At 67.2% G+C, this 12,237-nt stretch carries 12 protein-coding genes and 1 pseudogene; 6 read left to right on the forward strand and 7 right to left on the reverse strand.

Features of this window, described 5'->3' with window-relative positions; all coding sequences use genetic code 11:
- From VH569_RS34775 to VH569_RS34800, 6 genes and pseudogenes are all read right to left on the reverse strand, one after another.
- Positions 1 to 272: ABC transporter permease subunit (locus VH569_RS34775; RefSeq protein ID WP_423321810.1), on the reverse strand; the 272-nt coding region annotated here is incomplete at its 3' end.
- 45 nt (positions 273 to 317) lie between these two features.
- Positions 318 to 1,206 (reverse strand): annotated as a pseudogene (locus VH569_RS34780) (branched-chain amino acid ABC transporter permease).
- Positions 1,207 to 1,220: 14 nt separating this feature from the next.
- The gene (locus VH569_RS34785; protein ID WP_391349402.1) at positions 1,221 to 1,943 is read right to left on the reverse strand and encodes an ABC transporter ATP-binding protein; all 723 of its coding nucleotides are present in this window, start codon (positions 1,941 to 1,943) and stop codon (positions 1,221 to 1,223) included.
- A complete protein-coding gene (locus VH569_RS34790) occupies positions 1,936 to 2,691 on the reverse strand; it encodes an ABC transporter ATP-binding protein (RefSeq protein ID WP_423321792.1) in 756 nt (251 codons plus the stop codon). Before VH569_RS34790 ends, VH569_RS34785 begins: the two co-directional genes overlap by 8 nt.
- A gap of 98 nt (positions 2,692 to 2,789) precedes the next feature.
- On the reverse strand, positions 2,790 to 4,016 hold the full coding sequence (locus VH569_RS34795; RefSeq protein WP_423321794.1) for an ABC transporter substrate-binding protein: 1,227 nt from the start codon (positions 4,014 to 4,016) through the stop codon (positions 2,790 to 2,792).
- Between the two features lie 40 nt (positions 4,017 to 4,056).
- Entirely contained in the window at positions 4,057 to 4,797 is a 741-nt protein-coding gene (locus VH569_RS34800) for an enoyl-CoA hydratase/isomerase family protein (RefSeq protein WP_423321796.1), read from the reverse strand.
- A 193-nt stretch (positions 4,798 to 4,990) separates the two neighbouring features.
- On the opposite strand from VH569_RS34800, the gene VH569_RS34805 reads away from it, so the two are divergent.
- Positions 4,991 to 6,625 carry an AMP-binding protein gene (locus tag VH569_RS34805; protein ID WP_423321798.1) on the forward strand — a complete coding sequence of 545 codons (1,635 nt, stop codon included), beginning with the start codon at positions 4,991 to 4,993 and terminating at the stop codon, positions 6,623 to 6,625.
- Between the two features lie 73 nt (positions 6,626 to 6,698).
- Here the strand turns inward: VH569_RS34805 and VH569_RS34810 are convergent, their stop codons facing one another.
- Entirely contained in the window at positions 6,699 to 7,340 is a 642-nt protein-coding gene (locus VH569_RS34810) for a TetR/AcrR family transcriptional regulator (RefSeq protein ID WP_423321800.1), read from the reverse strand.
- Positions 7,341 to 7,614: 274 nt separating this feature from the next.
- Between VH569_RS34810 and VH569_RS34815 the strand changes: the two genes are divergently transcribed.
- The 5 genes from VH569_RS34815 to VH569_RS34835 are packed head-to-tail and all read left to right on the forward strand — an operon-like array spanning position 7,615 to position 11,912.
- The gene (locus tag VH569_RS34815) at positions 7,615 to 8,097 is read left to right on the forward strand and encodes a MaoC family dehydratase (RefSeq protein WP_423321802.1); all 483 of its coding nucleotides are present in this window, start codon (positions 7,615 to 7,617) and stop codon (positions 8,095 to 8,097) included.
- Entirely contained in the window at positions 8,094 to 9,029 is a 936-nt protein-coding gene (locus VH569_RS34820) for an SDR family NAD(P)-dependent oxidoreductase (RefSeq protein WP_423321804.1), read from the forward strand. The genes VH569_RS34815 and VH569_RS34820 overlap by 4 nt, the downstream gene beginning before the upstream one ends.
- Positions 9,030 to 9,046: 17 nt before the next feature.
- On the forward strand, positions 9,047 to 10,249 hold the full coding sequence (locus VH569_RS34825) for an acetyl-CoA C-acyltransferase (protein ID WP_423321806.1): 1,203 nt from the start codon (positions 9,047 to 9,049) through the stop codon (positions 10,247 to 10,249).
- A 37-nt stretch (positions 10,250 to 10,286) separates the two neighbouring features.
- Positions 10,287 to 10,733, forward strand: a complete 447-nt coding sequence (locus tag VH569_RS34830) for an acyl-CoA thioesterase (protein ID WP_098737203.1) — start codon at positions 10,287 to 10,289, stop codon at positions 10,731 to 10,733.
- A gap of 24 nt (positions 10,734 to 10,757) precedes the next feature.
- Entirely contained in the window at positions 10,758 to 11,912 is a 1,155-nt protein-coding gene (locus tag VH569_RS34835; protein WP_423321808.1) for an iron-containing alcohol dehydrogenase, read from the forward strand.
- The last annotated feature ends 325 nt before the right edge of the window (positions 11,913 to 12,237 follow it).

Raw genomic sequence — 12,237 nt, forward strand, 5'->3', positions numbered from 1 at the left:
CCGGCGACCGCGGTGGCGGCGATCAGCCCGAACTCCGGTGCCCAGCCCCATTCCTTCACCACATGCGCGGCGATGTAGGCCGCCCCGCCGAAGAAGGCGGCATGGCCGAAGCTGAGCAGGCCGGCGAAGCCGATCAGCAGGTTGAAGGCGCAGGCGAACAGCGCGAAGCACAGCACCTTCATCAGGAAGACGGGATAGAGCGCATAGGGCGCCAGGACCGCCAGCAGCAGCCCGGCTCCGGCCAGCAGGATCTTCGGCGAGCCGCCATACATGACGATACCTTCGTGCAGTGTGTCCCTGGTTTGCATGGTCATGGCTTATCTCTCCCGTCCGAACAGACCGGCCGGCTTTACCATCAGCACCACGGCCATGATCACGAACACGACGATGTTGGAGGCCTCGGGGTAGAAGACCTTGGCCAGCCCCTCCAGCAGCCCCAGACCCAGCCCGGTGACGATGGCGCCGAGGATCGAGCCCATGCCGCCGATCACCACCACCGCGAACACCACGATGATCAGGTTCGACCCCATCAGCGGCGACACCTGATAGATCGGCGCCGCCAGAACCCCGGCTAGACCGGCCAGCGCCACGCCGAAACCGTAGGTCAGCGACACCATCACCGGCACATTGATGCCGAAGGCCTGCACCAGCGTCGGGTTCTCCGTCGCCGCCCGCAGATAGGCGCCCAGCTTKGTCCGCTCGATGGCGAACCAGGTGCCSARGCASACSRKSAGMGASGCSRCSACSACCCAGSCSCGGTAGKTSGGCAGAWACATGAAGCCCAGATTSNTGCCCGCCCTTCAGCGCGTCGGGGATCGGGTAGGGCTGGCCCGACACGCCGTACTGGTGGCGGAACGCCCCCTCCAGGATCAGCGCCAGCCCGAAGGTCAGCAGCAGGCCATAGAGGTGGTCGAGCTTGTAGAGCCGTGACAGCATCGTCTTCTCCAGCACGATGCCGAGCAGCCCGACCGTCAGCGGCGCCAGCACCAGCGCGCCCCAATAACCGACCCCAACAGAGGTCAGCAGCAGCCACGCGACGAAGGCGCCGACCATGTAGAGCGCGCCATGGGCGAAGTTGATGACGTTCAACATGCCGAATATCACCGCCAGCCCCAGGCTGAGCAGCGCATAGAAGGAACCGTTGATCAGACCGAGCAGAAGCTGGCCGAACAAGGCCTGGGGCGGAATGCCAAGAAATTGGAACATGAGGGCTCTCCCGCTCACACGCCGAGATAGGTGTGCAGCTTGTCCATATTGGCGTGGAGCTGGTCGTTGGGGATCATGTCGACCACATGGCCTTCCTCCATCACGTAATGGCGGTCGGCGATGGTGGCGGCGAAGCGGAAGTTCTGCTCCACCAGCACGATGGTGAAGCCGCGCGCCTTGAGCGCCCGCACCGCCACGCCGATCTGCTCGATGATGACGGGAGCCAACCCCTCGGTCGGCTCGTCCAGCAGGATCAAAGTGGCGCCGGTCCGCAGGATGCGGGCGATGGCCAGCATCTGCTGCTCGCCACCCGACAGCCGCGTGCCCTGCGTCGAGCCGCGGCCCTTCAGGTTGGGGAAGAGCTCGTGGATCTGCGGGACCGTCATCCCGCCTTCCTTGACCACCGGCGGCAGCGTCAGGTTCTCGTCCACGCTGAGCGAGGAGAAGATGCCGCGTTCCTCCGGCACATAGCCGATGCCGAGGCGGGGGATCTTGTGCTGGGCCATGCCGATCAGCTCGGTGCCCTGGAAGCGGATCGAGCCGGTGCGTTTGCCCATGATCCCCATGATGGCGCGCATGGTCGAGGTCTTGCCGGCGCCGTTGCGGCCCAGCAGCGTCACCACCTCGCCCTGGCGCACCTCCAACGAGACGCCGTGCAGCACATGGCTCTCGCCGTAGAAGCCGTGCAGATCGGCGATCTCCAGCATGGCCGTCTTGGTGTTCATCCCRTCAGGCATGTCCGGTCCCCATATAWGCTTCCATCACCTGCGGGTTCTTCGAGACGACCTCGTASGGYCCCTCCGCCAGGATCTCGCCGCGGCGSAGCACGGTGATGGTGTCCGACAGGTGGGCGACGACCGACAGGTTGTGTTCCACCATCAGCACGGTGCGGTCGGCGGCGACGCGCTTGATCAGGGCCGCCGTGCCCTCGATGTCCTCGTGGCCCATGCCGGCCAGCGGTTCGTCGAGCAGCATCACCTCCGGGTCGAGCGCCAGCGTGGTGGCGATCTCCAGCGCACGCTTGCGGCCATAGGGCAGCTCGGCGGCCAGATGGCCGGCCCAGGGGGTGAGGTTCACCGCCTCGATCAGTTCCAGCGCCCGGCCGTGCAGGTCGTGGAGCGACGATTCGGACTTCCAGAAGTGGAAGCTGGTGCCGAGCGGCCGTTGCAGCGCGACGCGGACATTCTCCAGCACGCTGAGATGCGGGAAGACGGCGGAGATCTGGAAGGAGCGGACCAGCCCCATCAGCGCGATGTCGGCCGGCTTGGTGCGGGTGATGTCGCGGCCCTTGTAGAGGATCTGGCCGCGCGTCGGTGTCAGGAACTTGGTCAGCAGGTTGAACACCGTGCTCTTGCCGGCGCCGTTCGGGCCGATCAGCGCGTGGATGGTGCCGCGGCGAACCTGGAGGCTCACCTCCCGAACCGCCACGAAGCCCTTGAACTCCTTCGTAAGGCCACGCGCCTCCAGGATGATGTCGTCGGTCATCGGCGATGCGGTCTCCTTGCCATTCGTCGGTCGTGCAGCCCCGGCCGCCGATTCCATGCGGGATCGCCGGCCGGGGTGTCCATTTCAGTCTCCGCCCGTCAGCCCTTCACGAGGGGGCACTTGCTTTCGGACAGCGGCAGGAACGCGTCATTGCCGGGGATGGTGCTGAGAATCTTGTAATAATCCCAGCGCCCCTTGGACTCCGCCGGGCTCTTGACCTCGACGAGGTGCATGTCGTGGACCATGCGGCCGTCGGCACGGACCTTGCCGTTGCGTGCGAACATGTCCTCGATGGGCATGGTCTTCAGCTGGTCGACCACTGTCAGGCCCTTGTCGGTGCCGCTGGCGTCGATGGCCTTCAGGTAGTTCAGAACCGCCGAATAGACACCGGCCTGCACCATGGTCGGCATCTTGCCCTCATGGCGTTGGCCGAAGCGCTTGGCGAATTCCCGCGTCCGCTCGTCGGTGTCCCAGTACCAGCCGGTGGTGATGATCATTCCCTTGGTCACGTCGAGGCCGAGGCTGTCGATGTCGGTCAGGAAGACCAGCATGCCGACCATCTTCTGGCCGCTCTGGGCCAAGCCGAACTCGTTGGCCTGCTTCACCGCATTGACGAAGTCGCCGCCTGCATTGGCGAGCGCCACCACCTGCGCGCCCGATGCTTGCGCCTGAAGCAGGAAGGAGGAGAAATCCGGCGTCGCCACCGGCGCCCGGACCATGCCCAGGACCTCCCCGCCGGCTTTTTTCACCGCGTTCGCCGTGTTGGTTTCCAAGCTGCGGCCGAAGGTGTAGTCGGCGGTGATGAAGAACCACGACTTGTTGCCCTGCTGGGTCAGGGCACGGCCGGCGCCATTGGCGAGCGCGTAGGTGTCATAGGTCCAGTGGACACCGGTCGGAGAACATTTCTCGTTGGTCAGTTCGGTGCTGCCCGCGGTGGAGTTCAGGTGAACCCGTCCGGTCTCGCGCGTCACCTCCTGCACCGCGAGCGCCGCGGCGGAGTTGCCGACATCGACGATCACATCGACCTGTTCGCGGTCGATCCACTGGCGGGAGACGCTGGCGGCGATGTCGGCCTTGTTCTGGTGGTCGGCGAAGACGACCTGGACCGGCGCGCCCTTGACCTTGCCGCCGAAATCCTCCACCGCCATCTGCGCGGCCACCACCGAACCGCGGCCGGCGAGGTCGGCATAGATGCCGGTCATGTCGTCAAGCACGGCGATCTTCACCACATTGTCGGAGATCTGCGCCTGTGCCGTGCCGGCCGATGCGCTGATCGCGGCGAAGGCGGCGATACCCGCGAGCAGAGCAGTCTTGAGCGTCTTCATGCGTTTGTCCTCCCGGTTCCGGTTGATTTGAAGAGTCGTCTCAGCCTTTGGCCACCGCCGCGTCACGCAGCAGGCGACCGAGCAGGAACTGGTCGCTGTCGCCATGGGCCAGCCTCGTCTGGTCGGCCTGGGCGTCGATGGCCCGCTTGGTCATGCGCAGGGACAGCGGCGGGACCGCCGCCGCGTCGCGCGCCATCCGCAGGCTTTCATCGACCGCGGCGCCATCCTCCGCGACGAGGTCCGCCAGCCCCCAATCGAGCGCCCGCGCCGGATCGACCCGCAGGTCGGTAAACAGCAGCCGCTTGGCCCGCGCCGGACCGACCAGAGAGACCAGGCGCGGCAACCCGCCCCAGGCGAGGTTGAAGCCGAGCCGGGCCTCCGGCAGCCGCAGATGCGCGCCCCGTCCGAAGACCCGCAGGTCCAGCGCCAGCGCCAGCACGCCGCCGCCACCGACCGCCGGCCCCTCGACAGCGGCGATGGTGAGTTGAGGAACCGCCGCCCAGGCGTCGCACAGGGCGCGTCCGCGCTCGACCGCGGCGTGCTGTTCCAGCACATCCGCGCTGGTAGGCCAGAGCAGCGGATCGGACAGGTCGATTCCGCCGGAAAACACCGTGGCGGTGCCGGTCAGCACCACCGCCCGCACCGTGGTGTCGGCACGCAGGCGGTGGGCGACGTCGGTCAATTCCTCCATCGCCGATGCGCTCAGCGCATTGGCCCGCCCACCGCGGTCGTAGCGGACCAACGCCACCCCGTCCACATGCTCGATTGAAACGAGATTCATCCCGTTTGCTCCTCCCCATCAGGGCTTCGCCAGCCCCGCCGGCCGTTATCGTCGATGTCTTCTGCCTAACATTCTACTGAGTATGTTGCAATCTTTTGATTGGCGGTGCAAACATATCGACGGCAGCCGCCATCACGGGCGCGAGGTCCGCGGTCCGGACAGGGTTTGAAAAGAACAGGGAGGGTTTTCGGCGATGCACGGCGATGATTGGGTGCGGATCCCCACGGCGGACGAATGCGTGCTGCGCAATCTTCTGGAAGGTCAGGCCGCGCGGCAGCCCGACGCGCTGTTCGTCACCTTCTGGCGGGGCGAAAGCTGGAGCTATCGCGAGACGCTGGAGCGTGTCCGCCGCCGCGCCGCGGCCCTGCGGGCGCAGGGGGTGCGCCAAGGTGACCATGTTCTGTGCTGGATGGGAAACGGGCCGGATCTGCTGACCGCCTGGTTCGCCATCAACTATCTCGGCGCGGTCTATGTGCCGCTCAACACCGCAAGCCGCGGGCGCCCGCTGGAGCATATGCTGGACAATGCCGGGGCCTCGATCCTCATCGCCCATGCCGCCCTGATCGGCCGTCTGGCGGAGATAGATCGCGGGCCGCTGGTCAGGATCCTGACCGTCGGCGCGGCGGATTCCGATCCGCCGGAACTACCCGGCGTCACCGTCGCGCCGCTGGTCGATGCGCCGGCCGATGCCGATCTGACCCTGGCGCTCGACCGGCCGATCCAGCCCTGGGACCCCCATGCGATCATGTACTCGTCGGGCACCACCGGAGCCGCCAAGGGTGTCGTGACCTCCTACGTGCAGATTTACACAATGGGGCCGGACGCCTTCGACAGCATCGCGGCAGACGACCGCTGCATGATCTGCGGGCCGATTTTCCATTGCGGCAGCACGCTTTACGTCTATTGCATGCTGGGCAAGGGCGGATCCCTGGCAATGGTTCCGGAGTTCCGGACGCCGGACTTCTGGGACTCGATCCGCGACTCCGGCAGCACAGTGGTCCTGCTTCTGGGCATCATGGCGAATTTCCTGCTGAAGGCGCCGCCGGATGCGCGGGACCGCGACCATACTCTCAAGAAGGTTTTCATTGTCCCGTTCGGCGAGGATGCGCCCCGATTCGGTGCGCGCTTCGGTGTCGAACTCCACACCGTCTACAACATGACCGAGATCGCCAGCCCCCTGACGGCCGGGCCGCGGACCGCCGGACCGGACGGGATGGTGCCGGGCCTGTGCGGCCGCGCCAGACCCTGCTTCGAACTGCGGGTGGTCGACAGCAACGACGCCGAGCTGCCGCCGGGCACGGTCGGCGAACTGATCATCCGCTCGCACCGGCCCTGGGCGCTCGGCTCCGGCTATTACCGGAACCCGGAGGCGACGCTGGCGTCCATGCGCAACGGCTGGTTCCATACCGGCGACGCCTTCCGCATGGAGGCGGACGGCCGCTTCTTCTTCGTCGACCGCCTGAAGGATGTCATCCGCCGCCGTGGCGAGAACATCTCCTCCTTCGAACTGGAGGCGGAGATCTGCGCCCACCCGGCGGTGCGCGAGGCGGTGACGGTCGCCGTGCCCAGCGATGTCGGCGAGGATGAGGTTCTGGCGGTCGTCGCCCCAATTCCCGGCGCTGCGATCGACCCTGCCGAACTGGTCGGTTTCCTGGCAGCCAGGGTGGCGCACTACATGGTGCCGCGCTATGTCCGCGTGGTGGAGGAGCTGCCCAAGACGGCCAGCGGCAAGCTCCAGAAGCACATGTTGCGCGCCGACGGTCTGACGGAGGATTGCTGGGACCGCGAGGCAGCGGGCATCCGCCTCAAGCGCGAAAGGCTCGGCTGAGAGGCGGTCGAACGCATCGGGTTTTCGACGATGGCGGAGGCCCCTTCTCCCATGATGGGAAAGGGGCTTTCCCTCATGCCGGCGCGTTCAGTCCCTGCATGATCGAACCCACGATCTTGTCTGCGAGGATCTCGCGGTCGTCACGGGTCTCGGCCGGGCGGGGGCGGTACCAGATCGACAGCCAGTTGATGGCGCCCAGCGCCACCTTGACCGCCACCGACACGTCGCCGGTGCGGATCGAGCCGTCCTCGACCCCCTCGTAGGCGACCCGCTTGAACAGGCTTTCGAAGTCGTTGCGCACGGTCATCAGCTCGGCCAGCGTGCGGCGCTGCTCAGGCGTCGTGGCGCCGAAGCGGTGCATCTCGACCCCCTGCACGACCACCGCCTCAAGCGCGAGATTCTCCATCATCGACAGGGCGTGCTGGCGGAACATGGCGCTCAGGCGCTTGGCCGCCGGCTCCGGCCCCTTCATCACCGGGGTGACGGCCTCGAAGTTGCGCCGCATTCCCTCGCGGTGAACGTCGAAGAACAGCTCCGTCTTCGAGCGATAATAATGGTAGATGCGCCCCTTCGTTGCACCCAGACGCCGTGCCACATCGTCGATGCTCGTCGCGTGATAGCCCTGCTCCATGAAGCATTCGGCGGCGGCAATTAGAATATCGATGTTCCCGGTCTTGTCGATGCGGGGTGACAGCTGGCTCTTTTCACTGCTCATCGTCCAGTTCCAACTCGATTATTTCGTCGGCGGTCAACCCGCTCCGTCCACATCGTCCCTTCGCGGCACCCCGGCAATGGCCGCTCATGCGAAGCTAGGACCAATCCATCCCACAGGCAACATTTCTGCCTGGACAGAGCGGGCGGGCTCACATACTACTTGGTAGGTTTTTTGTGCGTGACGCAAGCAAACTTTGCGGCGAGCGCACCCGACCGAAGGCCAGACGGATATGGCCCACACGACCACGGCCCAAACGAACATGGGAACGCGCCCAATGAACGAAGCCATTCCCGCCGGGGATCTGGAACTGCGCGTCGGCGGCGAGATCGGTGTGTCGCGCTGGTTCGCAATCGACCAGACGCGCATCGACTCCTTCGCCGACGTCATCGACGACCGCCAGTTCATCCATGTCGATCCCGAACGGGCAAGCCGCGACACTCCCTTCGGCGGCACCATCGCCCATGGCTTCCTGTCGCTGTCGCTGCTGACCGCGATGGGCGAGGGCGTGCTGCCGACGATCTCCGGAGAGGCGATGGTCATCAATTACGGCTTCGACCGCGTCCGCTTCCTCGCCCCGGTCAAGTCCGGAGCGCGGGTCCGCGCCCGCTTCGTGTTGAGCGAGGCGACCCGCCGGTCGGATCGGGAACTGGTCGCGCGCTATGCGGTGACGGTGGAGATCGAAGGCGGCGGAAAGCCGGCCCTGGCGGCAGACTGGATCATCCTGACCCACTTGAAAGAACAGGTGAACGCAGCATGAGCATTCAATCGAACGAAATCGGTCCCGACGGCATCCGCTTCGACGGGCGGGTCGCCATCGTCACCGGGGCGGGGAACGGGCTGGGGCGCGGCTACGCGCTGCAACTGGCGGCGCGCGGCGCCAGGGTGGTGGTCAACGACCTGGGCGGCGGGCGCGACGGCCGCGGCGCCTCCGACGCCGCCGAGACGGTGGTCGCGGAGATCCACAGCCGGGGCGGCGAGGCCATCGCCGACGGCGCGAATGTCACCGACCCGGCGCAGGTCGCCGCCATGGTCGAGCGCACCATCGGCCTGTGGGGCCGCATCGACGTGCTGATCAACAACGCCGGCATCCTGCGCGACAAGAGCTTCGCCAAGATGGAGCTGGAGGATTTCCGCTCGGTCGTCGACGTGCATCTGATGGGGGCGGCCAACGTCACCCACGCGGTCTGGCCGATCATGCGGGCGCAGGGCTATGGCCGTGTCCTGATGACGACCTCGACCTCGGGCGTCTACGGCAATTTCGGCCAGTCGAATTACGGCGCGGCGAAGGCCGGGCTGGTCGGGCTGATGAACGTCCTGCATCTGGAGGGCATCCGCAACGGCATCCACGTCAATGCGGTCGCCCCGACGGCGGCGACCCGCATGACCTCCGACATCCTCGACGAGACGGCGCTGGCCCGGCTGAACCCGGATTTCGTCACCCCGGCGGCGCTGTTCCTGGTGTCGGAGCAGGCGCCGAGCCGCACGGTGATTCTCGCCGGCGCCGGCACTTACGCCCGGCTCGCCATCGTCGAATCGGACGGCGTCTTCCTGCCCGAGGGCGAACGGACGCCGGAGGCCGTGGCCGCCCGCTTCGCCGAGATCGCCTCGCTCGACCGCCAGCACGAGATCGACGCCGGCCTGAGCCATGTCGACCGCATCCTGAAGCGCGCGGCGGACGCCGCCGGCTGACAGTGGGGAGAAGACCGGTGAGAGAAGCCGTCATCGTATCGACCGCCCGCACGCCCATTGGCAAGGCCTACCGCGGCGCCTTCAACGACACCCAGGCGCAGGCGCTGGGGGGACACGCCATCGCCCATGCCGCCTCCCGCGCTGGGATCGATCCCGCCGAGATCGACGACGTGGTGATGGGGGCGGCCTTGCAGCAGGGCGCCACCCACATGAACATGGCCCGGCAATGCGCGCTGCGCGCCGGACTGCCGACCTCGGTTGCGGCGCAGTCGGTGGACCGGCAATGCGCCTCCGGTCTGATGGCCATCGCCATCGCCGCCAAGCAGATCGTCGTCGACGGCATGACTGTTGCGGTCGGCGGCGGGCTGGAATCGCTGTCGCTGGTGCAGACCGACTGCATGAACGTCGAGCGTTGGCGCGATCCCTGGCTGGTCGAGCACCGCCCCGACGTCTACATGGCGATGATCGAGACGGCGGAGATCGTGGCGGCACGCTACGGCGTGCCGCGCGAGGCGCAGGACGCCTACGCCGCCCGCTCCCAGGCGCGCACCGCCGAAGCGCAGGACGCCGGGCGCTTCGACGCGGAGATCGTGCCGCTCACCACCGCCATGACCCGCCTCGACAAGGCGACCGGCGAGACCACCCGTCATACGGTCACACTGGACCGTGACGAGAGCAACCGGCCGGACACCACCTTGGCCGGGCTGTCGGCGCTGAAGCCGGTGTTCCGCGACGGCCAGCAAATCCGGGAAGGGCGCTTCGTCACCGCCGGCAACGCCTCGCAATTGTCGGACGGGGCGTCGGCCAGCGTGCTGATGGAGGCGGCAGAGGCCGAGCGCCGGGGCCTGCACCCGCTCGGGCTCTACCGGGGCATCGCGGTCGCCGGCTGCGACCCGGACGAAATGGGGATCGGCCCGGTCTTCGCGGTGCCGAAGCTGTTGAAGCAGCACGGCCTGACCGTCGACGACATCGGGCTGTGGGAGCTGAACGAGGCCTTCGCCGCGCAGGTAATCCACTGCCGCGACCGGCTCGGCATTCCCGACGAGCGGCTGAACGTCAACGGCGGTGCCATTGCCGTCGGTCATCCCTATGGAATGTCGGGCGCCCGCCTGGTCGGCCATGCCTTGATCGAGGGCAGGCGCCGGGGCGTGCGCCATGTCGTCGTCACTATGTGCGTCGGTGGCGGCATGGGCGCCGCCGGCCTGTTCGAAGTCGCCTGAGCCCCCGAAAACGAACCAGAGACAGGGAGGAACCCTCATGGACCGCAAGCACGACACCCGCGCCTCCTACCCCCATTTCCAGATCGTCCCGACCCGGTGGATGGACAACGACGCCTATGGCCATGTCAACAACGTGGTCTATTACAGCTACTTCGACACGGTGGTGAACCAGTACCTGATCGAGAACGGCGCGCTCGACATCGAAACCAGCCCGGTGATCGGCTTGGTGGTGGACACCGGCTGCAGCTATTACGCGCCGGTCAGCTTCCCTGACCGGGTCGAAGCCGGGCTGCGCGTGGCGCGGCTGGGCACCAGCAGCGTCCGCTACGAGGTCGGACTCTTCCGCAACGACGATCCCACCCCGGCGGCCTGTGGCCATTTCGTGCATGTCTACGTCGATCGCGAGACGCGCCGCCCCGCAGCGCTGCCGGAGAAACTCCGCACGGTGCTCGGGCGGCTGGTCACGCCGGCCGAAACCGCCTGACCCCTTTCCGGTGAGGACCGAGACATGATGGACTTCGTGTTCGAAACCACGCGCAAGCTGGTGTGCGAGGTGGGGGCGGCGGCCCGGCTGGGTGAGATGGCCAAGGAGCTGGGCATCCGCCGCGCGCTGATCGTCACCGACGCCGGTCTGGTGGCGGCCGGGTTGCTGGAGCCGGTCGAGGCCGGCTTCAAGACCGCCGGCACGGCATGCACCCTGTTCTGCGACGTGCTGGCCGACCCGCCGGAAGAGTCGGTGGCGCTGGCGGTCCAGGCGGCGCGCGCCGCCGGAGCCGACGGGGTGATCGGCTTCGGCGGCGGCAGCTCGCTCGACACCGCCAAACTGGTCGCCCTGCTGGCCGGCACGCCGCAGGAACTGCCGGATATCTACGGCATCGGCCTCGCCAAGGGGCCGCGCCTGCCTCTGATCCAGGTGCCGACCACCGCCGGCACGGGATCGGAGGTGACGCCGATCGCCATCGTCACCACGCCGACCAGCGAGAAGAAGGGGGTGGTGTCCAGTCTGCTCTACCCCGATCTGGCGGTGCTCGACGCCCGTCTGACGCTCGGGCTGCCGCCGCGGGTCACCGCCATGACCGGCATCGATGCGATGGTCCACGCCATCGAGGCCTACACCACCCGCCACAAGAAGAACCCGCTGTCCGACAGCCTCGCGCTGCGGGCGCTGGGCTTGCTGGGCGGCAACATCCGTGCCGTCATCGCCGACGGGCGCGACGTCGCCGCCCGCACGGCGATGCTCCAGGGCTCGCTGCTTGCCGGCATCGCCTTCGCCAATGCGCCGGTCGGGGCGGTCCACGCCCTGGCCTACCCGCTGGGGGGCCATTTCCACGTGCCGCACGGACTGAGCAACGCGTTGATGCTCGGACCGGTGCTCGAGTTCAACCGACCGGCGGCCGGGGAGCTCTATGCCGAACTCGCTCCGGCGATCATGCCCGGCCGCTCCTTCGCCACGCCGGACGAGGCGGCGGCTGCCTTCATCGACGCCATGCGCGATCTCGTTGCTGCCATGCCGATGGAGCAGCGGCTGGAACAGCTTGGCGTGCGGCAGGATGATCTGCCGATGCTGGCGGCTGACGCCATGAAGGTGCAGAGGCTTTTGATCAACAATCGGTGCGATGTCCGCTACGACGATGCCTTGGATCTCTACAGACAAGCATGGTGAAGAGGCGGTTCCGTGGTGTTGGTGCATCGAGGTCAGCATAGGCGCACTGATGCTGACGATATCCCTTGATCAGGCGACGCGGACGGAGTTTAGGCGTGCTTAATCGCTCATCCGGTTCAGGATGGTGACGCCGATGGCGGCTTCGGCCTGCTGGCCGGGCAGAGTGCGAGCCCAAAGCGGTACCGTCAACTCGTTGATCCTGGTGGTTCGGGAGGGCGTGAACTACCCACGGACGCCCGACGCCCGACGCCGGGCGATCACGCGGCCAACGGCGCGCCGGCGACCTCGGCCCAGATGGCGAATGCCTGGGCGCGGGCGGCGCGGT

The organism is Azospirillum sp. 11R-A (genome assembly GCF_049472615.1).
Taxonomy (GTDB): Bacteria; Pseudomonadota; Alphaproteobacteria; order Azospirillales; family Azospirillaceae; genus Azospirillum; species Azospirillum palustre.